We start from the raw sequence: 21186 nt of genomic DNA on the forward strand, positions 1-21186 counted from the left end.
CGCCGCGCCATGACTACCGCGCCGTCGCCCCTCGTCTTCATCACCGGCGCCTCCAGCGGCATCGGCCAGGCGCTGGCCGCGCGCTTCTACGACGCGGGCTACCGGCTGGCGCTGGTCGCGCGCCGCACCGGCGAGATCGAAGCCTGGGCCAACGCGCGCGGACTCGACCGCGGCCGCTACCTGATCTACAGCGCCGACGTCGCGCGCACCGACAGCATCGTGGCCGCCGGTGCCGCCTGCATCGAGCGCCAGGGCGTGCCCGACGTGGTGATCGCCAATGCCGGCATCAGCGTGGGCATCGACACGGCGGAGCGCGAGGACCTCGACGTGCTGACGCAGACCTTCGCCACCAACAACGTCGGGCTGGCCGCCACCTTCCATCCCTTCGTGCGCGCGATGGTGCAGCGCGGCAGCGGGCGGCTGGTCGGCATCGCGAGCGTCGCGGCCATCCGGGGACTGCCGGGACACGGCGCCTACTGCGCGAGCAAGGCCGGCGTGGTCGCCTACTGCGAAAGCCTGCGCGGCGAGCTGCACGGCAGCGGCGTCAAGGTCGTGACCCTGCTGCCCGGCTACATCGACACCCCGCTCACGCAGGGCAACCGCTACGGCATGCCGTTCCTGATGAAGCCCGAGGCCTTCGCCGACCGGGCGCTGGGCGCGATCGAGAGCGGTGCCAGCTACCGGGTGATTCCCTGGCAGATGGGCGTGATCGCCAAGATCATGCGCATGCTGCCCAATGCGCTGCTCGACCGCGCCGTGCAGGGACGCGGGCGGAAGAAGCGGCGCGGCGAAGGCTGAACCCGAGGCCGTACCGGCCGCGGCAACGAAAAAGGCTCCCGAAGGAGCCTTTTGTCTTTTTGGGAAAGCGATTAGTAGCCGCTGTTGCCGCCGCCACCGTAGCCGCCGCGACCACCGCCGCCGCCGCCACGAGGGCCGGCGCCGTAGGGGCTGCGGAAACCGCCATCGCCACCACCGCCGCCGCCACCACTGCGGCCACCGCCGCCGTAGCCACCACCGCCGCCGCTGCGACCGCCGCCACCACCACCGCCGTAGCCGCCACCACCGCCGCCGCCGTAGCCACCGCCACCACCGCCGCCATAACCACCACCACCACCGCCGCCGTAGCCGCCGCCACCACCGCTGCGCGGGGGACGTGCTTCCATCGGACGGGCTTCATTGACGACCACGCTGCGGCCGCCCAGGGGTTGGCCGTTCATGCCGTTGATGGCGGCCTGTGCTTCCGCTTCACTGCCCATCTCGACGAAGCCGAAGCCCTTCGAGCGGCCGGTATCGCGTTCCATCATGACCTTGGCGCTGGTCACAGCACCGAACTGACCGAATGCCTGCTCCAGATCACCGTCGCGCACCGAGTAAGGCAGGTTGCCGACGTACAGTTTGTTGCCCATCAAGGGACTCCTATAAACACATCAAGAAAAGCGATGGAGTCCCGATTAGCATCACTCAAACGAGAGCCGCCGAGTCGCGCGAAACTGTCCGATCACCCAGTGCCTCCAACCCGAAATGAAAAGGGAGGCTCGTGCATTATGGGTGAAATACAAGAAATGCAAGCAGGAATTTGCTTCTTGCGGTAGCACAGATTTTGACTCCTGGAGTTAGCGCACGCTTACTAACCAGGCCCCGAACTGGGCCTATGACACTTAAGGGTTAGAATTCGCCCGTCATTGGGGAGTAGCCGCCTTCCGTCTACGAGAAGGGCCCGCGTCAACAGACTTGTCCTGCCCCACACAGGACATGGCGCGGGCAGTGAAGAACAACACCTGGCGAGACCATTGACCGTGCAACTTCGGGAAATTTCGCCGAAGGTGTTGCACGGTCAATTGCGTCCCTTCGGCCAAGGAACCGTTTTTTCATGGAAGCTTTTCTCGTCGCGACCGGCGTCGTCGCGCTCGCCGAAATGGGCGACAAGACCCAGTTGCTCGCCCTCCTGCTGGCAGCCCGTTTCAGAAAACCCTGGCCGATCGTGGCGGGCATCTTCGCCGCCACCGTCATCAACCACGCGCTGGCGGGCGCGGTCGGCAACTGGATCACCCACTGGCTCGGCCCCGACATCCTGCGCTGGATCCTCGGCGGCTCCTTCATCGCGATGGCGATCTGGATGCTGATCCCCGACAAGCTCGACGACGACGATGCCCCGCGCTCCTCGCACTTCGGCGTCTTCGGCACCACGGTGGTCGCCTTCTTCCTCGCCGAGATGGGCGACAAGACGCAGATCGCCACCGTGATGCTCGCGGCGCGCTTCACCGAGGCCTATTTCTGGGTCGTGGTCGGCACCACCTTCGGGATGATGCTGGCCAACGCGCCGGTGGTCTGGCTCGGCGACCGCATCGTCAAGCGCGTGCCGATCAAGCTCGTGCACTCGATCTCGGCCGTCATCTTCCTGGTGCTGGGCGTGGTCGCGCTGATCGGCTGGTAGCGCCGCCGTCCAAAGCCCGGGGCCTGCCGTCCCGGGCCCGCGGCGATATACTGCCGCTCGCGCCGATTTGCTCCAGCTTGCGGGCGCTTGATAAATACAGCTAAAGACGGATGCCGTGACCCGGCTCGTTTTTGGCGAGGCCGGGTTTTTCATTTCATGTCCTCGTTGGTCGTCACTCCCCAGTCGATGCAGTTCGCGGGCCCGCTGGCCCTGCGCAGCGGCGCGACCATCGGCAGCTACACGCTCGCCTACGAAACCTACGGCACGCTCAATGCCGAGCGCAGCAATGCGGTGCTCGTGTGCCACGCCCTCAATGCCTCGCACCACGTCGCGGGCGTCTACGAGGGTCAGGCCCGTTCCGCGGGCTGGTGGGACAACATGGTCGGGCCCGGCAAGCCGCTGGACACCGACCGCTTCTTCGTCATCGGCGTCAACAACCTCGGCTCCTGCTTCGGCTCCACCGGGCCGATGCACGTGAACCCCGCGACCGGCCGCGTCTACGGCGCCGACTTCCCGGTGGTCACGGTCGAGGACTGGGTCGACGCCCAGGCCGCGCTGCTCGACGCGCTCGGCATCCGCACGCTCGCGGCGGTGATGGGCGGCAGCCTCGGCGGCATGCAGGCGCTGTCGTGGACGCTGCAGTACCCCGAGCGCGTGCGCCACGCGGTGGTGGTCGCCAGCGCGCCCAACCTCACGGCCGAGAACATCGCCTTCAACGAGGTGGCGCGCCGCGCCATCGTGACCGACCCCGATTTCCACGGCGGCCACTTCTACGAGCACGGCGTGATCCCCAAGCGCGGCCTGCGCATCGCCCGCATGATCGGCCACATCACCTATCTCAGCGACGACGTCATGAACGCGAAGTTCGGGCGCCTGCTGCGCAATGCGGTCGAGGGCGAGGCGGCCCGCGACGACGCGGCCTACCGCTACTCCACGCAGGAGATCGAGTTCCAGATCGAGAGCTACCTGCGCTACCAGGGCGACAAGTTCAGCGAGTACTTCGACGCCAACACCTACCTGCTCATCACGCGCGCGCTCGACTACTTCGACCCCGCGCGCGAGCACGGCGGCAACCTCACGGCCGCGTTCGCGCGCGCCAGCGCCAAGTTCCTGCTCGTGAGCTTCAAGACCGACTGGCGCTTCTCGCCCGCGCGCAGCCGCGAGCTGGTGAAGGCGCTGCTCGACAACCGCCGCAACGTGAGCTACGCCGAGATCGACGCCCCGCACGGCCACGACGCCTTCCTGCTCGACGACGTGCGCTACATGGGCGTGGTGCGTTCCTACTTCGAGCGCGTGGCCCAGGAGATCGCATCGTGAGCGACAACGACATCCAGCGCCACATCGCCGCGCTCGTGCCCGAGGGCTCGCGCGTGCTCGACCTCGGCTGCGGCGACGGCGCCCTGCTCGCGCTGCTGCAGCGCGAGCGCGGCTGCACCGGCTACGGCGTCGAGATCGCCGACGGCAACGTGCTGCAGTGCATCCGCCGCGGCGTCGACGTGATCCAGCTCAACCTCGACGAAGGCCTGGCGATGTTCGACGACGCCACCTTCGACGTGGTGCTGCAGATCGACACCCTGCAGCACCTGCGCAATGCCGAGGTGATGCTGCGCGAGACCGCGCGCGTGGGCCGTTTCGGCATCGTGGCCTTCCCCAACTTCGCGCACTGGCCCAACCGCATCAGCGTGGCGCGCGGCCGCATGCCGGTCACGCGGCGGCTGCCCTACCAGTGGTACGACACGCCCAACATCCGCGTGGGCACCTTCAAGGACTTCGAGGTGCTCGCGCGCAAGAACAACCTGCGCGTGCTCGATGCCTTCGGCCTGCAGGACGGCCGCGACGTGCGCTGGCTGCCCAATGCGCGCGCGAGCACCGCGGTGTTCAAGTTCGAGCACGGGGGCTGAAGGCGCCCCGCCGCCCATGGCGTTCACGCTCGCCCAGCCGGTCCACAGCGAACTGCTGATCAAGAAGAGCCGCTTCATCGGCTGCGTGCAGTCCGTGCCCGACCGCGAGGCGGCGCTGGCCGTCGTCGCCGCGCTGCGCGCCGAACATCCGGGCGCGGCCCACGTGTGCTGGGCGCTGATGGCCGGCGGCCAGTCGGCCGCCAACGACGATGGCGAGCCGGGCGGCACCGCGGGCCGGCCGATGCTCGAGGTGCTGCGCCACCAGCAGATCGAAGGCGCGCTCGCGACCGTGGTGCGCTACTTCGGCGGCGTGAAGCTCGGCGCGGGCGGGCTGGTGCGCGCCTACACCGACAGCATCGCGCAGGCGCTGACCGGCGCACGGCTGGTGCCGCTGGTGCGCCTGCGCACCTTGCGCTGCGAAGTGCCCTATGCGCTCGAGGGCTTGGTGCGGCGCGAGCTGGCCGCGGCCGGCGCGGTGCTCGAATCGGTGGCGCACGCCAGCACGGTGGCCTTCGTCTTCGCGCTGCCCGAGACCGCGGCCGAGGCCTTCATCGCGCGCCTCGACGATGCTGCCCAAGGGCGCGTCGCCTGGCCGCGGGCGTGATCCGCTTGCGCGGCACGGCCGGCGCATCGGCCGCGTCGGGCGCCAGCGCCGTCATCGCGAGCACGCCGCGCGACGCCAGCGGCAAGGCCGCCGCGCCGCCCTCGTCGTCGAAGGGCCGTCGCGCCATCTCGGCCGTCACGATGCCGGTGGGCACCGCGAGCACGCCCCAGCCCAGCAGCATCATCACCGAGGCGATCGCGCGGCCCAGGTCGGTCTTGGGCACCAGGTCGCCGAAGCCCACCGTGGCCATGGTCGAGATCGCCCAGTACACCGCCACCGGGATGCTGGTGAAGCCGTGCTGCGGGCCCTCGACCACGTACATCAGCGTGCCCATCACCAGCACCACCAGCATCACGAAGCCGACGAACACGGTGATCTTGCGGCGGCTGGCCGCCACCGCCGAGACCAGCGCGCGGTACTCGGCCGAATAGCGAGAGAGCTTGAAGATGCGGAACACGCGCAAGAGCCGCAGGATGCGAACGTCGATCAGGTAGGCGAGCTCGGGCGTGAGGATGGCCAGGAAGGTCGGCAGCAGCGCCAGCAGGTCGATCACGCCGTAGAAGCTCAGGGCATAGCGCAGCGGCCGCTTCACGCAGGCCAGGCGGCCCAGGTACTCGAGCGTGAAGAGCGCGGTGAAGAACCATTCGAGCACACTGAAGGTCGAGCCCCAGCGCTGGTGGATCGGCTGCACGCTGTCGAGGATCACCACCGCCACGCTGGTCACGATCACCGCGATCAGCACCAGGTCGAACAACCGGCCCGCGCGCGATTCGGATTCGAAGATCACCGAGAACAGCGAGCGGCGCCAGCCGCGCTCGGGCTTGCCGAAGCGCGCGTCACCGGCCGCGGCCTCGGCCGTGAGGGAAGCGATGGTGTCTCTCGAGAGGAAGGTCGTCATGGTGGCGGGTCGCTGGTGGGCTGCGGCGCATTGTCGATGCGCAGGTGCGCCGTTCGGGTCGGAGTCCGTCGCATACGGCGCGAACCAAGGGAACTTCCCGCGCTTCGCGCACCCGTGAAAGGACATCGTCCTTTGTGGTTGGCACCGCCAGCGAATCGGGCGATGATGGCGCGCGACCGATTTATTCGGTTACGCCTCTTGCGCAATGAAGTGCAGGAGGCCCCAAGCGCATTCTTACGATAGTCCTTTTCATGAGGAGCTCTCTTTTGGCCACTTCTTCCTCCCCTTTCTTCGGCAAGCGCGAACGCGAAAACGATGCATTGACCTCCAGGCCCGCGCCGCTCGTGGGCTCGGGCACCAACCTCTCGGGCTCCCCCGTCAATCCCTCCTCGTTGACCGCCCAGGCCGGCCTCAATGCCGCCGCCGCCGCACCCGCCGTGAAGGAAGGCGGCAGCAAGCTCACCGTCGGCCCCAACATCAAGCTCAAGGGCGTCGAGATCACCGACTGCGACACGCTCGTGGTCGAAGGCCTGGTCGAGGCCACCATGGATTCGCGCCTGATGCAGATCGCCGAACAGGGCGAGTTCAAGGGCTCGGCCGAGATCGACATCGCCGAGATCCGCGGCGTGTTCGACGGCAACCTCACGGTGCGCGAGAAGCTCGTGATCCATTCGACCGGCAAGGTCACGGGCAAGATCCGCTACGGCAAGATCGTGATCGAGGAAGGCGGCCAGATCTCGGGCGAAATCAGCTTCGGCGCGAAGCCCGCGGTGCAAGCCGCGGCCTGATCGGCCGTTTCCGATCGCCGCGCGGGCCGGGTCAGGCTTTCTTCGAAGCCGCCCCGGTCTTCGTTTTTTTGGCCGCCGTGCCCGCCGCCTTCTTCGCGGCAGCCGGCGGCTTCGGCGTTCTGGGCGCCTTCGGTGCCGCTGCCGGTTCTTCCACCGGTGCCGGCGCTTCCCAGCCCAGGCGCTTGAGCAATTCCGCCGCCGCTGCCGGTGCGCGCTCCTTCGCGCCGTTGATGAAGTAGACGAACACCTCGCGCGGCTTCGCGGTCGTTCCGGCCCAGCCCTGCGCGCGTTCGGCCCAGTCGTCGAGCGCTTTCGGTGCATAGCCGGTCTTCTGCTTCGCGTCGGCCATCATGAGCCGCGCATAGGCGAACTCGCCCTCGGGCTCCTCGAAGGACGGAAACTTGTCGGCGTCGGTGAAGACGGTCGACACCTTGTGCTTCTTCGCGAGCGCCTTGTAGGCCGGCACGATGAAGCTCTCGTGGCGCACGTCCATCACGTGGCGCAGCGGCGTGCTGCCCTCCTTCTTCGGCAGCAGCTCGAGGAAGGCCTCGAAGTCCTCGGCATCGAACTGCTTGGTCGGCATGAACTGCCAGACGATCGGCCCGAGCTTGGGGCCGAGCTCGGTCACGCCGCTGTCGATGAAGCGCCGGATCGATTCGCCCGCGGTGGAAAGCAGCTTGCGGTTGGTCGCGAAGCGCGAGGCCTTCATCGAGAACACGAAGCCCTCGGGCGTGTCATCGCGCCATTTGCGGAAGTTGTCGGGCTTGAAGGTGCTGTAGTAGGTGCCGTTGATCTCGATCGCACTGACGTGGCGGCTCGCGTAGTTCAGTTCCTTCGCGTGCGCGAGTCCCTTGGGGTAGAAGTTGTCACGCCAGGGCTCGTAGGTCCAGCCGCCGATGCCCACCTTGATCCGAGTCGTCGATGCCTTGCTCACGTCGCCCTCCAGGTTGATCGACCGCACTCTACGCGCCCGCGGCCATGGGCGCAAAATGCGGCTTTTGTCTCGCCACCCCACCGCGGAGAACCCCGATGAACGCTCCCCTGCACCGCGAAATTCCCGCCGGCCTGCTCGACGCCGAGCGGGCCCTGTCCGACGTCACCGCCCAGTGGGACGGCGACATCGTGCGCCAGCTCACCGACTACATCGCCATTCCGGCCAAGTCGCCGGGCTTCGACAAGGACTGGTCGGCCCACGGCCACCTCGAGACCGTGCTGCGCAATGCCGCGGCCTGGGTCGAGGCGCAGAAGGTCGAGGGCCTGAAGCTGGAGATCGTGCGCCTCGAGGGCCGCACGCCGGTGCTGTTCTTCGAGGTGCCCGCCACCGGCACCGACATGCGCGAGACCGTGCTGATGTACGGCCACCTCGACAAGCAGCCCGAGTTCACCGGCTGGCGCAACGACCTCGGTCCCTGGACGCCCAAGTACGAGAACGGCCTGCTCTACGGCCGCGGCGGCGCCGACGACGGCTACGCGGTCTACGCCAGCATCGCGGCGCTGCAGGCCATCAAGCGCCAGGGCACGGCCCATCCGCGCATCGTCGGCCTGATCGAGACCTGCGAGGAGAGCGGCTCCTACGACCTGCTGCCCTACGTCGACGCGCTGCGTCCGCGCCTGGGCGAGGTCGAGCTGGTGATCTGCCTCGATTCGGGCGCCGGCAACTACGACCAGCTGTGGCTCACCACATCGCTGCGCGGCATGGCCAGCGGCACGCTCAAGGTCGAGGTGCTGACCGAGGGCATCCACTCGGGCGATGCCTCGGGGCTCGTGCCCTCGAGCTTCCGCATCATGCGCCAGGTGCTGGACCGCCTCGAGGACAGCGCCACCGGCCGCCTGCTGCCCGCGAGCTTCCATTGCGAGGTGCCGCCCGACCGGCTGGCGCAGGCCAAGGCCACGGCCGCGATCCTCGGCGAGGAGGTCTACAAGCGTTTCCCGTGGGCGCACTACGACTGCGGCGGCTCCACCATGTTCGCACTGCCGACCACCACCGACCCGGTCGAGGCGCTGCTCAACCGCACCTGGAAGCCCACGCTGTCGGTGACCGGCGCCGAGGGCTTCCCGGCGCTGAAGGACGCGGGCAACGTGCTGCGCCCCTACACCGCCTTCAAGCTGTCGCTGCGGCTGCCGCCGCTGGTCGACGCGGCCGAGGCGGTCGGCAGCCTCAAGGCCCTGCTCGAGGACAACGCGCCCTACCAGGCCCGCGTCACCTTCGAAAGCAACGGCGGCGCCACCGGCTGGAACGCGCCCACCATCACGCCCTGGTTCGAGGATGCGCTCAACAAGGCCTCGCGCGCCCACTTCGGCGCCTCCTGCGGCTACATCGGCCAGGGCGGCACGATCCCGCTGATGAACATGCTGAGCGCCGGTTTCCCGACCGCGCAGATGATGGTCTGCGGCGTGCTCGGCCCGAAGAGCAATGCCCACGGCCCGAACGAGTTCCTGCACGTGCCCTACGCCAAGAAGCTCACGGCCGCCGTGGCCGAGGTGATCGCGGCGCTGCCGGCCGCGCACCGCGCCGCGCAGGAAGCACCGGCGGCCGCGTGAGCCCGCGGGCCGCGTTGCCCGAGCCGCAGCGCGTGTCGCTCGCCGCGCCCGGCGGCGAAACGCTGGTGCTGCGCCGCCTGCCCGCGCCGGGCCCGGCGCGCGCCGTGGTCGTGCTGGTGCACGGCCTCGGCGAGCATGCCGGGCGCTACCACGCGCTGGCCGAGCGGCTGCACGGCTGGGGCTTCGCCGTCTGGGCCCATGACCACCATGGCCATGGCGCCTCGAGCGGCGCGCGCGGCGGCTTGCCGAGCGAGCTGCGGCTGGTCGACGACCTCGCGCTCGTGATCGACGATGCGCGCGCGGCCAACCCGGGGCTGCCGCTGGTGCTGCTGGGCCACAGCCTGGGCGGGCTGGTCGCGGCGAGCCTGGTGGCGCGCGGCGTGCGGCCGGTCGATGGGCTGGTGCTCTCGTCGCCGGGGCTCGATCCGGGCCTGAGCGGCTTCCAGAAGCTGCTGCTCGCGGTGCTGCCGCGCATCGCGCCCAACCTGCGCGTGGGCAACGGGCTCGACGACAACTTCCTCTCGCACGACCGCGCCGTGGTCCAGGCCTACCGCGACGATCCGCTGACCCACGACCGCATCGGCAGCCGGCTCGCGCGCTTCCTGGCCTATGAAGGCGAGACCGTGCTGCGCCAGGCGCCGCGCTGGCCGGTGCCCACGCTGCTGCTGTACGCGGGCGACGACCGGCTCGTGAAGCCGGCCGCGAGCCGGGCCTTCGCGCAGGCCGCCGCGGCCAGCGGGCAGGTCGAGGCGCATGGCTTCGAGACGCTCTATCACGAGCTCTTCAACGAACTCGAGGCGCAGCCGGTGTTCGATGCGCTCGAGCGCTGGCTGGCCCGGCGCTTTCCCGCCGTGGCCTGAGCGCGGGCGTTCAGGCCGCGGGCGCCCACACCGCGCGCTGCAGGTCGCGCTCGACCTCGCTCCACGCGATCGGCGCCACGTCGCCGAGGCTGCGGCCCTCGGCGCCCTCGAGCGCGACGCCCGCCACCGTCTGCTGCGCCTTGGGATCGGCCGCGCCCTGCACGTACCAGCCCTCCTCGACCCGCAGCCAGATCGCCAGGCCCTCGCCCACCGGCTTGCCGAAGCGATGGACCATTCCGCCGTCGCCGACCTCGCGCTGCCAGCCACGCGCTTCCAGGCCGAGCAGGCCGGCATTCGTCACCGTGCGGCCGGTCCACTGCGGCAGCGCGCGTTGCGTGCGCAGCGCCGGATCGAGCGTGAAGTGCGCCCGCGCGAGCTGCTCGAAGGGCTGCACGATCTCGTAGTCGGCCAGCACCGAGGCCCAGGCGGTCGCCAGCGCGGGGTCGCGCGCCGCGAACTCGAGCGGATGCGCGATGCCGATGCGCGCGCCCTCGTCGTCGGGCAGCGCGAAGGGATCGTCGTGGGGGTCGACCAGCTCGCCCTCGGCGCTCACGCGGAAGCTCGCTGCGAGCGCGCCGTTCCCGCCGTTTCCGTCGAACAGCCCCCACACCAGCTGCCGGACGAACACGCGCATCACCGGATGCCGCACCAGGAAGGCCATGAACTCGCCGTGCGTCCAGCGTCGCTGCTCGCACATCGCGGCCTCGAGCCGGCGCAACTGCGTGGCCGCGACGGTCTTCGCCAGCTTGCGCAGTTCCTTGAGCTGCTCGGTCGCGGCGGCGGCCAGCGCCGCATCGTCGGCGGCATTGGGCTTGGGCAGCGCCTTCAGCGGCTTGCCCGCGCCGTCGCGCAGCAGCGGCTGCAGGCGGTCGTCCATCTGCAGCGTGAAGCGGCGCGGGCCGAAGTCCAGCGCCAGGCCCGCGCGCGCATCGAGCCCGAGCTCGGGCACCGTGCGGTCGGCCAGCTGCGCCAGGCTCAGGCCGCGCTGCGCCGCCACCTCGTCGAGCAGCGCCGAGGCCCGCGCGTTGAGGTCGGCGTAGCGCGTCTGGCGCGCGAGCTCGCCCAGGTGCATCAGCGCGGCGTCGCTGCCGATCTCGCCAAGCATCGCGAGCGCGTCGTAGGCGCGCACGCGGTCGAGCGCCGCGCGCCACTGGCGCAGCAGGCTCGCGAGCTGGCGCGCGGTCTCGTCGTCGCCGAGCCGGCCCTGCAGCGCGAACATCCAGCGCTCCTTGCTTGGCCGGCCATTGCCGATCCACCAGGCCAGCAGCGCGCGTGCGAAACGTGCCAGCGCCTCGGGCGCGACCGCGGCCTGCAGCGCGGCGAGGCCCGGGTACGGCGTCTCGGGCTTGCCGAGTGCCATCGTCATCAGCACGTCGGGCAGCAGCGCCGCCGGCAGCGCTCGCGTGGCGTCCGCGGCGAGCACCAGGCGCGGCAGGGTCGACAGCGGCAGCGACTTCGGCAGCGCCGGCAGCGTCTCGGGCAGCAGGTGTTCGGGTGCGATGGCGAGCAGCTGCGACACGGCCTCGGCCGCGGCCGAGCCGTAGGCCATGGCTTGCGCATGGACCGCATCGGCATGGCCGGCTTCGTGCAGCCAGCGCAGCGCGGCCTGCGCCGCATCGCGCGCGATGCCCGGTGCGCCGAGCGCGTCGGGCACCAGGCCGCGCGCCGCGGCCTCGGGATAGCGGCCGAGCCAGGCACAGGCTTCCTGCCGCACCCAGCGGTTGCCGTGGAAACCCTTGGCGATCCAGGGCGCGAGCCGGTCCCATTCGATCACCGCGGCCAGCTCGAACATGGCGCGCGAGCCTTGCTTCAGATAGGGCGGCAGGCCCGGCAGCGCGGCCGTGCCGAAGCGGTGCAGCAGCGGCCGCAGGTAGCTCGCGTCGCCCATGTAGTGGCTGGCGGGTGGCAGCCGCGCGAACACCGCCATCGCCAGCGGCTCGGGCAATTGCCAGAGCTGGTCGCCGCAGCTCCACGAGTCGCCGGGCGGCTTGCCGAAGTCGTCCGCCGACAGGCTGGCGCCCTGGTCGCGGATCGCGTCCTCGATGCGCTCGGCCTTCAGGCCCAGCATCCACAGCGCCTTGCGCGGGCGGTCCCAGGCCTGGGCTTCGGGCGGCGGCTGCGTCGTGTGGTGCGGGCGTGGGTACTCGGCCAGCTGGCGTTCGCCGCGCTGCCGAGCCTCGCGTACTTCATCGGCCAGCCACTGCGCGGGTTCACCGCTGACCGGCGGATAGCGCCGCGGCACCGCGTGCTGCCAGTGCAGCCGAGCGGGCTGCGCGGCGTCATCGAGCGCCAGTGCCAGCGACGGGATCGCGGGCAGCGCCTGCCTGTCCTTCCAGGGCGGTGCGCGCAGAAAGGCCGGCCACTGCGCGGGTTCGGCATCGGCCAGTCCGCCGCCGTCGTCGGCCTGCAGCCGCGCGAGCGCCTTGCGCCGGGGCTCGTCGCAGGCCGCTTCGAGCGGCGCCTGCCATTCGGGATGCGCGGTCAGCAGTTCGAGCACCAGCGCCGCGCCGGCCTGGTGGCGCGCCGGGTTGGCGGCCAGCAGTTCGCGCAGCGCCAGCAGCGGCCAGCGCTCGGCCTGCTTCGCAAGCGCCGTCTTGCATTCGGGATACCGGACCTGGCCCGCGAGGAAGCGCACCGCGTCGACGTGATGAATCGCGAGCAGGTCGGCCAGCGCTTCCTTGCGTGGCGCGGGCTCGAGGAACAGCGGCAGCGCGCCGGCGCCATGCAGCTCGAGCACGCGCAGCCTCTGCGGCCGCTGCTGCCAGGCGGGCTGCGGGTGGCGGCCGATGTGGTCGAGCTGCTCGTGCAGCGGCTGGTTTTCGGACAGCGTGGCGCCGCACTGGCGGCAGGGCGTGTTGCGGAATTCGGCGAGCGCGCCGCGCATCGCCGCCGTCCAGCGGACCGTGCCATCGGGCAGCGCGCCCGGATCGTCGCCCTGCTTCCCCTTGCGGCCAGCCGCCATCGCCTCTCCCCGTGGTTGATGCGGGCGGGATTGTCGGGGATGGCCGTGACGGCTCAGGCCGCGCCGCGCGCGCGGCGGCGCGTGTGCGCAAGCCACAGCAGCGCGGCGCCGGTCAGCGCCACCGGCACCAGCGAACCGAGGTTCAGCAGCTGCCAGCCCTGGGTCGTCACCAGCACGCCCGAGGCGAAGGAGGTCAGCGCCAGCGTCGCGAACACGCAGAAGTTGAGCGCGCCCTGGGCCCGGTCGCGCTCCTCGGCCGTGTAGGCGGTCAGCGACAGCGTGGTGCTGCCGGTGAAGAGGAAATTCCAGCCTACGCCGAGCAGGCACAGCGCGATCGCGAAGTGCCGCAGCTCCACGCCCGACAGCGCGACCGCGATGCAGGCCAGGTTCAGCAGCAGCCCCGCGCCCATCACCGGCAGCGCGCCGAAGCGGCGGATCAGGTGGCCGGTGAAGAAGCCCGGCGCGAACATGCCGATCACATGCCATTCGAGCACCAGCGCGGCGTCCTCGAACGGCAGGCTGCAGATCTGCATCGCGATCGGCGTCGCGGCCATCAGCAGGTTCATCACGCCGTAGCCGAGCGCGCCCGCGGCGGCGGCCACGATGAACACCGGCTGCCGCGCGATCTCGGCCAGTGGCCGTCCGCCGCCCTGGGCGCGCGCGAGAGGCGCGGGGAACTCGATGAAGCGCATGAGCGCCATCGACAGCAGCGCCACCAGCGCGAGCGCGAGGTAGGCGCCCGCGAAGGGCACGGCGAACATCTGGCGCGTGGCGGCCGCGAGGTTCGGGCCGGCCACCGCGCCGATCAGCCCGCCGGCCATCACCAGCGAGACCGCCTTCTCGCGCCAGTCGGGCGCCGCGAGCTCGGCCGCCGCGAAACGGTAGAGCCCCGCGTTGGCGTTGTAGTAGCCCGCGACCACGGTCGCGAAGCACAGCAGCCAGAAGTCCTTCGAGAACGCCGCATAGGCACACAGCAGCGCCGAGCCCAGCGCCACGGCCAGGCCGATCTGGAACGCGCCGCGCCGGCCGAAGCGGCGCTGGCTGCGCACCACGAGCCCGGTGGCGAGCGCGCTGCCGACCACGTAGCCCATCACCGGCAGCGTCGCCATCCAGCCGCGCGGCGCGATCGCGAGGCCGACCAGCCCGTTGATCGCGATGAAGGTGACGTTGTTGGTCAGGAACAGGCCCTGGCAGATGGCGAGCAGCCAGAGGTTGCGATTCATGGGGGAGGGAGCGGCACGGGGGTTGCGGGCAATGGGAGAGCCCGCGGTTCTACGCGAACTGTCCGGGCTGCGCCAGCGGGCCAAAAAAAAGCGCCCTCGCGGGCGCCGAATCCTTGATCCGCTTCTTGCAATTCAGGACTGCCGGCCTTGCAGCAGGCCGCTGAGCGAACCCAGCAGATCTTCATGGTTGCCGAGCCCCTGCTCGGGCACCTTGCCGTGCGGCGTGAGCTGATCGATCAGGGCCGGCAGCATGGTAGCGAGCATCGGCAGCAGGGTCTGTGCATTGATGCCGAGCTTCGAGGCGATGTTGGCGATGGTGTCGCCGCCCAGCGCGTCCTGCAATTGGCCGCCCGAGACCGGCAGGTTCTCACCCTTGCCGACCCACGAGCCGATGACGTCGCCGAGGCCCGCCTGCTCGAATTTCGAAACCAGGCCGCCGAGGCCGCCTGCACCGCCGTTGTTGGCGAGCAGGCCGCCCAGCGCGCCAGCCAAGCCTCCCAGATCGCCCAAGCCGCCGAGTCCTCCGCTTTGGGGCTGCTGCTGTTGCGCAGCGCCTCCAAGCACCTGACCGAGTACCGAGTCGAGCAATCCCATGGCTTTTTCCTTGGTGTGTGACAGAACCGCGGGATTTTCCCAGGCGGTGGAATGTTGCCGAAATCTTGCTTGCTGACTTTCGGCTTACAACGTGACAAATTACTTGGTACGTGCCGCGCGTTTGGGCAGCAGGGCCGGACTCACGCCCGGAACGCCGACCAGGCCGAGCACGGTGACCAGCGAATTCTGCGCGCCTTTCCATCCATCTGTCACGTCGATCCACTCGCTGGTCGAATGGGATCCGCCCGACTTGCCGCCGCCGCCGATGATGATCGCGGGGATGCCCAGCGAGATCGGCACGTTGGCATCGGTGCTGCCGCCGCGCAGCAGCGTCTTGTGGCCGAAGGCGCTGTTCGAGCGCACCGCGGCCTCCACGATCACCGAGTCGGTCGGCGTGCGGCCGCCGGGCCGGTCGCCGATCAGCTTGGTGCTCACGCTCAGCGTGTTCACGTTCCAGCGCTTGTTCTCCTCGGCCACGGCTTCGTCGAGCGTGGCGAGGATCTTCTTCTCGGCCTCGAGCAGCGAAGCCATGTCGTCCGAGCGGATGTCGATCGCCATGCGCGCATCGGGCGCAATGGTGTTGACCGAGGTGCCGCCGCCGACCGTGCCGACCGTGAAGGTGGTCTTGGGGAAGCTGGGCGTGCGCACCTCGGCGATCTTGGCGATGGCGCGGCCCATGCCGTGGATCGCGCTGGGCACCTGGCCGAAGGCGCCGAAGCTGTGGCCGCCCGGTCCCTTGAAGTTCACTTCGTAGCGATGGCTCGCGGTGCCCAGCACCAGCACGTGGCCGTCGGGCGAAGGCTCGAGGCCGACCATGCCATCGATGTCGAGGTGGTCGCGGAAGATCGCCTTCATGCCGCGCAGGTTGCCGAGCTCTTCCTCGCCGACGTTGGCGACGAACAGCAGGTCGCCCTGCGTCTGGACCTTGTTCTCGTTGAGCACCTTGAGCCAGGACAGCAGCACGGACAGGCCGCGCGTGTCGTCGGCGATGCCGGGGGCGTAGAGCTTGCCGTCGCGTTCCTTGACCTTCACGTCGGTGCCGGCGGGGAACACGGTGTCGAGATGGGCCGAGACCAGCAGCTTCGGACCATTGCCGGTGCCCTTGCGCAGGCCGACCACATTGCCCTCGGCATCGATCTTCGCGTCGGCCAGGCCCAGCGCCTTCATGCGCGCGAGGAAGGCCTCGGCGCGCTTCTGTTCCTTGAAGGGCGGCGCCTCGATCTCGGTCAGCGTCTTCAACTCTTCCACCGTGCGCTCGTGGTCGGCCTTCACCGCGTCGAGCAGCTTCTGGATCGCGGGCGCGGCCATCAGCTGCGTGTAGGCCCGGTCGACCTCGGGGCTCACCTGCGCCGGCGTGGGTGCCACCGGCGCGCTCTGCGCATGGGCGAGGGGGACGGTGGCGAAGGCCGCCAGGGCCAGGGCGACGGTCAGCGGGGCGAGCCGGGGCACGCGAAGCGGTCGATGCATGGGCGGGAGATCCTTTGGAAACGATGCAATGGAACGTGAAGCCCCATTGTTCCGAAAGGCCCGCGGACGTGCGTCGCGGAAAACACCCAGGAGGATGCGGGGCCGGTTCAGGCGAGGCGCACGAGCGCCGCGAGCGCGGCGGTCTCGGCGCGCAGCACGCGCGGGCCCAGCGTCACGGGCGCGAAGCCGCGCGCGATGGCCTCGGCCTCCTCGGTGCCGCTCAGGCCGCCCTCGGGGCCGCTGAGCACCTGCACCGCGGCCGGGTCGCCACCGGCCTGCGCGAGCGCATCGCCGAGCGCGCGCGTGCCCTCGGCCAGGCTCAGCACGAGGCGCAGTGCCGGGCCGTGCCCGCCGTCGTCCGGCGCCGCATCGAGCCAGCCGGCAAACGGCCGCACCGGATGGATCACCGGCACCCGGTTGCGCCCGCACTGCTCGCAGGCCGCGATCGCGATGGCCTCCCAGTGCGCGCGCTTCTTCTCGGCGCGCTCGCCGGCCAGCCGCAGCACGCCGTGCGCCGTGACCAGCGGCTGGATACTCGCCACGCCGAGTTCGGTGGCCTTCTCGACCAGCCAGTCCATGCGCTCGTTGGCCGGCATGCCGACCGCCAGGTGCACGGCGCGCGTCGCCTCGCTCTCGCGCGCCGTGTGCGCACCGACGACCACGCTGACCTCGCTGCGGCCCATGCGCTCGACCGTGGCCGCGTACTCGCCGCCGCTGCCGTCGAACAGCGTGATGGCATCGCCGGGCTGCAGCCGCAGCACCTGCACGTGGCGCGCGGCACCGGGCGGCAGCGCCAGCGTGGCGCCGGCATGCAGTGGAACGGAGCAGTGAAAACGCGGCATTGCTATGAGATTCGTAGCTGCATTCCCATGTTGCATGGGCAATACAGCGTCTCTTTCTTCAGATTCCGTTCAGCGCTTCTTCAGCGATCAGACCCGGCCGTAGGCGAAGCCGGTGGTCGCGGTCGTGCCCTCGACCTCGTCGATCACCCGCAGCAGCGGCGTGAGTTCGCTGTAGCGGCTGGCGGTGGCGCGGATGTAGGCGATGAAGCGCGGCGTGTCGGCGAGGTAGCGCGGCTTGCCGTCGCGCAGCGTGAGCCGCGCGAAGATGCCCGCGACCTTGAGGTGGCGCTGCAGGCCCATCCACTCGACCGCGCGGTAGAAGGCACCGAAGTCCTCGTCGACCGGCAGGCCGGCCTTGCGGGCCTTCTGCCAGTAGCGCACGGTGATGTCGAGCACGAACTCCTCGTCCCAGCTCAGGAAGGCATCGCGCATCAGGCAGGCGATGTCGTAGGTAATCGGGCCGTAGACGGCGTCCTGGAAATCGAGCACGCCCAGCGGCGTCTTCGCGCGCTCGGCGAGCGTGTCGCCCGGCGCCACCATGAGGTTGCGCGGCATGAAGTCGCGGTGCACGTAGACGCTGGCCGCGGCGAGGTTGCTGTCGACGATCAGCTTGAAGCTGCGCTCCAGCCGTTCCTTCAGCTTGCCCTCGATGGCGACGCCGCGGTGGCGGCCCAAATACCACTCGGGAAACAGCGACAGCTCGCGCTCGAGCAGCGCCCGGTCGTAGGGCGGCAGCACGCCGGGCTTCGACGAGAGCTGCCAGCGGATCAGCGCGTCGATCGCCTGGTCGTAGAGCGGGCGGCTGGTGTCGGGGTGCTCGGGGTCGAGCACCTCGAGCATGGTTTGGCGGCCCAGATCGTCGAGCAGCAGGAAGCCGTGGGGCTGGTCCCATTCGAGCACCCGCGGCGCATGCACGCCGGCCTCGGCCATGAGCTGCGCCACCTGGACGAAGGGCGCGCTGTTTTCCTTGTCGGGCGGCGCGTCCATCACGATGCGCGTGCCCTCGGGGCCGGTGCCGTCGACGCGGAAGTAGCGGCGGAAGCTCGCGTCGGCGGAGGCGAGCCGCACGGTGTCGGGCAACAGGCGATGCGTCGTCGCGATGCCGGCAAGCCAACCCCGGAACGCTTCGGCCCGTTGCGGATCAGTCCAGGAAATGGCCCCATGGAGGGCTGGGGCCGTGGAGGCCGGGGGCGGGGGTGCTGTCATGGATAATCGATTCTACAAACCGCCTGGCACGGCAACCTCTGCGATCGGCGCCCGATCGGACCGGTTCGCCGCCGGCTCCTGCAACCGGCCGGCCTGCCGCGCCGCCTCCCCCGACGTTTCCTTTGTCCGAACCGATGCCTACGAATCCATGCCCCGACGCCTGGCACCTTGTGCGCTCGCTGCCTTCCTCGGGAGGACGCCGGGCTCTTCTCGGAACGGATCGGCGGGAGGCCTGATGAGCCGACGAGTCGACGTGCGCCGTTCCGGCCCGCCGCTGCCGCTGGCCCTCCTGACGCTGGCGCTGCTGCACGCGCATGGCGCGTCGGCGCAGGGAACGGGCCTCGACGGCCCGCTCACGCTCAAGCGCACGCCCCAGCTCGCCGAGACCATTCCGCCGCTGCTGCGCAGCCAACTGCCCAGCCTCGTGAGCGGCGACCGCATCTCGGGCCGGCCCGACCTCGAGACCGTGGTGGAAGGCAATGCCAGCCTGCGGCGCGGCGAGACTTCCATCACCGCCGACCGCCTCGAGTACTACCAGCCCGATGACCGCGCGCGTGCCACGGGCAACGTGCGCGTCAACCAGGCCGGCAACGTCTACGAAGGCCCCGAGCTCGAGCTCAAGCTCGAGACCTTCGAGGGCTTCTTCAACAACGTGCGCTACTCCTTCCTCGCCAATGGCGGGCACGGCGACGCGCAGCGCATCGACTTCGTCGACACCAACGTGTCGGTCGCGCGCCAGGCCACCTACACGACCTGCCGCCGCGAGGACTTCCCCGGCTGGATGCCCGCGTGGATCCTGACCGCCGCCTCGCTCACCACCGATACCGAGGAGAACGTGGGCGTCGCCAAGGACGCGCGGATGAGCTTCATGGGCATCACCACGCCGGCGCTGCCCAGCCTGAGCTTCCCGCTGTCGAACGAGCGCAAGAGCGGCCTGCTGCCGCCCACCATCGGCATCGACAACACCAACGGCATCGAGTATTCGCAGCCGTACTACTGGAACATCGCGCCGAACCGCGACGCCACCATCACGCCGACGCTGATGTCCAAGCGCGGCATCAACCTGGGTTCGGAATTCCGCTATCTCGAGAAGGAATACAACGGCACGATCCGGCTCGACCTGATGGGCAGCGACCGGCTGCTGGGCCAGCGCTTCAACGAGGCCCGTGCCTCGCAGCTGCAGCAGCTGGCCAACGGCCAGATCCAGGCCAAGGACCTCGACCTGCGGCCGCAGCCGAGCTCCAAGCGCTGGGGCATCTGGGCCAACCACCACCAGAATTTCGACGCCAAGGCGCTCGGCCTCGATTCGCTCTCGGCCACCATCAACATCAACCGCGTCAGTGACGACGACTACTGGCGCGACTTCACCCGCACGCCCACGCTGTCGCAGCGCCTGCTGCCCAACGACGCCTCGCTCAACTGGAGCAAGGGCGACTGGAGCGGCGTGGTGCGCGCGCTGCGCTACCAGACGCTGCAGTACAGCCTGGCGCCGATCGTGCCGTCGTACGACCGGATGCCGCAGATCACCGCCAACTACAACAAGTACGACTGGGGCGGCTTCGACTTCTCGTTCACCACGGACTACACGCGCTTTCGCGTGAACCGCATCGCCGCCGGCCAGCCCGGCTACGACGCGATCCAGCAGTCGCAGCCCGACGGCGACCGCCTGTATGCCGTGGCGGCGTTGAGCCGGCCCTTCATCACGCCGAGCACCTTCGTCATTCCGAAGGTGCAGCTGCACGCCACTTCGTACAGCTACTACGTGCCGCAGGCCGACATCCCGAAGCTCACGCTCAACGGCGTGCAGTACGTGAACGGCATTCCGTACGACCCGAGCTCGCCGGTGTTCTGGCCCACCTCGTCGAACCGCACGGTGCCGACCTTCAGCCTCGACAGCGGCCTGATCTTCGAGCGCGACGCGAGCTTCTTCGGCCGCGCCTTCCGCCAGACGCTGGAGCCGCGCGCCTACTACGTCTACACGCCCTATCGCGACCAGAGCAAGCTGCCGAACTACGACACGGCGGCCAACGACTTCAGCTTCGCGACCATCTACACCGAGAACGCGTTCTCGGGCAACGACCGCATCTCCGACACCAACACGCTCACCATGGGCGTGACCTCGCGGCTGATCGACCCCGACACCGGTGCCGAGGCCGCGCGCTTCGGCGTCGCGCAGCGCCTGCGCTTCGCCGACCAGCGCGTCACGCTGCCGGGCGCGAATCCGGTCACGGACCGCGCGAGCGACCTGCTGTTGGGCGGCCAGATCAACTGGACGCCCAAGTGGAGCCTGGACACGGTCATCCAGTACAACCCCGACACCCGCAAGTCCACGCGCAGCGCCATCAGCGCGCGCTACAACCCGGCGCCCTATCACAACGTGAACATCGCGCTGCGCTACCAGGCGCCCAGCGATGCCTACCTCGCGGCCAAGGCGCTCAACCCGAACACCACCACCGTCAACGACGGCAGCAAGTCGATCGACGTCGGCTGGCAATGGCCGCTCAACGACTTCTGGGGCGACAAGGGCAAGGACCTCGGCCCCGGCAAGGGCCAGGGCGGCGGACGCTGGTACGCGGTGGGTCGTCTGAACTACGATCTGCAGGACCGCAAGCTCACCGACGGCGTCCTCGGCGTCGAGTACGACGGCTGCTGCTGGATCGGGCGCGTGGTGCTGCAGCGCGTCAGCACCGGCCAGGTGACGGCCAACACCCGCATCATGTTCCAGCTCGAATTCGTCGGTTTCGCCGCCATCGGCTCGAGCCCGATGCAGGCGCTGCGCACCAACATCCAACGCTACCAGCCCCTGCGCACACCGGTCGAAGGGCCGAGCCGCTTCACCAATTACGACTGAGACGAGAGACCGAGC

The 21186-nt window shown here is 69.8% G+C and carries 18 protein-coding genes and 1 riboswitch; of the genes, 9 read left to right on the top strand and 9 right to left on the bottom strand.

The window, feature by feature from the left end; translation table 11 throughout:
- Positions 1-9: 9 nt before the first annotated feature.
- Positions 10-798 carry an SDR family oxidoreductase gene (locus AC07PU_RS24970; RefSeq protein ID WP_093343579.1) on the top strand — a complete coding sequence of 263 codons (789 nt, stop codon included), beginning with the start codon at positions 10-12 and terminating at the stop codon, positions 796-798.
- A 71-nt stretch (positions 799-869) separates the two neighbouring features.
- Here the strand turns inward: AC07PU_RS24970 and rbp are convergent, their stop codons facing one another.
- Positions 870-1406 carry an RNA-binding regulator gene (rbp, locus tag AC07PU_RS24975; RefSeq protein WP_495321330.1) on the bottom strand — a complete coding sequence of 179 codons (537 nt, stop codon included), beginning with the start codon at positions 1404-1406 and terminating at the stop codon, positions 870-872.
- Between the two features lie 266 nt (positions 1407-1672).
- A riboswitch (yybP-ykoY riboswitch) is annotated at positions 1673-1819 on the top strand.
- Positions 1820-1870: 51 nt separating this feature from the next.
- Here rbp and AC07PU_RS24980 point away from each other — a divergent pair.
- The 4 genes from AC07PU_RS24980 (at position 1871) to AC07PU_RS24995 (ending at position 4939) form a co-directional block, all read left to right on the top strand.
- Positions 1871-2434 (top strand): TMEM165/GDT1 family protein, encoded by a 564-nt coding sequence (locus AC07PU_RS24980; protein WP_057597363.1) that lies wholly within the window; start codon positions 1871-1873, stop codon positions 2432-2434.
- A gap of 156 nt (positions 2435-2590) precedes the next feature.
- Positions 2591-3751 (top strand): homoserine O-succinyltransferase MetX, encoded by a 1161-nt coding sequence (metX, locus tag AC07PU_RS24985; protein WP_208508942.1) that lies wholly within the window; start codon positions 2591-2593, stop codon positions 3749-3751.
- Positions 3748-4335, top strand: a complete 588-nt coding sequence (gene metW, locus AC07PU_RS24990; RefSeq protein ID WP_057597361.1) for a methionine biosynthesis protein MetW — start codon at positions 3748-3750, stop codon at positions 4333-4335. The genes metX and metW overlap by 4 nt, the downstream gene beginning before the upstream one ends.
- Before the next feature lie 16 nt (positions 4336-4351).
- On the top strand, positions 4352-4939 hold the full coding sequence (locus AC07PU_RS24995) for an IMPACT family protein (RefSeq protein ID WP_296775609.1): 588 nt from the start codon (positions 4352-4354) through the stop codon (positions 4937-4939).
- Here AC07PU_RS24995 and AC07PU_RS25000 read toward each other — a convergent pair.
- Positions 4884-5837, bottom strand: coding sequence for an ion transporter (locus AC07PU_RS25000; RefSeq protein ID WP_208508940.1), 954 nt, complete (start codon positions 5835-5837; stop codon positions 4884-4886). The genes AC07PU_RS24995 and AC07PU_RS25000 overlap by 56 nt on opposite strands.
- A gap of 266 nt (positions 5838-6103) precedes the next feature.
- Here AC07PU_RS25000 and AC07PU_RS25005 point away from each other — a divergent pair, with 266 nt between their 5' ends.
- Positions 6104-6625 (top strand): bactofilin family protein, encoded by a 522-nt coding sequence (locus AC07PU_RS25005; RefSeq protein WP_256222563.1) that lies wholly within the window; start codon positions 6104-6106, stop codon positions 6623-6625.
- A gap of 31 nt (positions 6626-6656) precedes the next feature.
- Here the strand turns inward: AC07PU_RS25005 and AC07PU_RS25010 are convergent, their stop codons facing one another.
- Entirely contained in the window at positions 6657-7559 is a 903-nt protein-coding gene (locus tag AC07PU_RS25010; RefSeq protein ID WP_495321332.1) for a DUF72 domain-containing protein, read from the bottom strand.
- Between the two features lie 95 nt (positions 7560-7654).
- Here AC07PU_RS25010 and AC07PU_RS25015 point away from each other — a divergent pair, with 95 nt between their 5' ends.
- Complete coding sequence (locus AC07PU_RS25015; protein ID WP_093343569.1) at positions 7655-9166, top strand: M20 family metallopeptidase; 1512 nt, start codon at positions 7655-7657, stop codon at positions 9164-9166.
- Positions 9163-10026: an alpha/beta hydrolase gene (locus tag AC07PU_RS25020; protein WP_495321333.1), complete on the top strand. Its 864-nt coding sequence runs from the start codon at positions 9163-9165 to the stop codon at positions 10024-10026. The genes AC07PU_RS25015 and AC07PU_RS25020 overlap by 4 nt, the downstream gene beginning before the upstream one ends.
- Before the next feature lie 10 nt (positions 10027-10036).
- On the opposite strand, the gene AC07PU_RS25025 is transcribed toward AC07PU_RS25020, so the two are convergent.
- The 6 genes from AC07PU_RS25025 to AC07PU_RS25050 form a co-directional block, all read right to left on the bottom strand.
- Entirely contained in the window at positions 10037-12988 is a 2952-nt protein-coding gene (locus AC07PU_RS25025) for a DUF4132 domain-containing protein (protein WP_495321334.1), read from the bottom strand.
- 53 nt (positions 12989-13041) lie between these two features.
- Complete coding sequence (locus AC07PU_RS25030; protein ID WP_495321335.1) at positions 13042-14211, bottom strand: MFS transporter; 1170 nt, start codon at positions 14209-14211, stop codon at positions 13042-13044.
- A gap of 132 nt (positions 14212-14343) precedes the next feature.
- Complete coding sequence (locus tag AC07PU_RS25035; protein WP_093343565.1) at positions 14344-14805, bottom strand: YidB family protein; 462 nt, start codon at positions 14803-14805, stop codon at positions 14344-14346.
- A 99-nt stretch (positions 14806-14904) separates the two neighbouring features.
- Positions 14905-16272, bottom strand: coding sequence for a M20/M25/M40 family metallo-hydrolase (locus AC07PU_RS25040; RefSeq protein WP_495321336.1), 1368 nt, complete (start codon positions 16270-16272; stop codon positions 14905-14907).
- Between the two features lie 107 nt (positions 16273-16379).
- Complete coding sequence (locus tag AC07PU_RS25045) at positions 16380-17114, bottom strand: 16S rRNA (uracil(1498)-N(3))-methyltransferase (RefSeq protein ID WP_495321337.1); 735 nt, start codon at positions 17112-17114, stop codon at positions 16380-16382.
- Between the two features lie 87 nt (positions 17115-17201).
- Positions 17202-18320: an aminoglycoside phosphotransferase family protein gene (locus tag AC07PU_RS25050; RefSeq protein WP_495321338.1), complete on the bottom strand. Its 1119-nt coding sequence runs from the start codon at positions 18318-18320 to the stop codon at positions 17202-17204.
- Positions 18321-18555: 235 nt separating this feature from the next.
- Between AC07PU_RS25050 and AC07PU_RS25055 the strand changes: the two genes are divergently transcribed.
- Complete coding sequence (locus tag AC07PU_RS25055; protein ID WP_208513835.1) at positions 18556-21171, top strand: LPS-assembly protein LptD; 2616 nt, start codon at positions 18556-18558, stop codon at positions 21169-21171.
- Positions 21172-21186: the final 15 nt, after the last annotated feature.

Source organism: Variovorax sp. GW821-FHT10D07 (genome assembly GCF_059415325.1).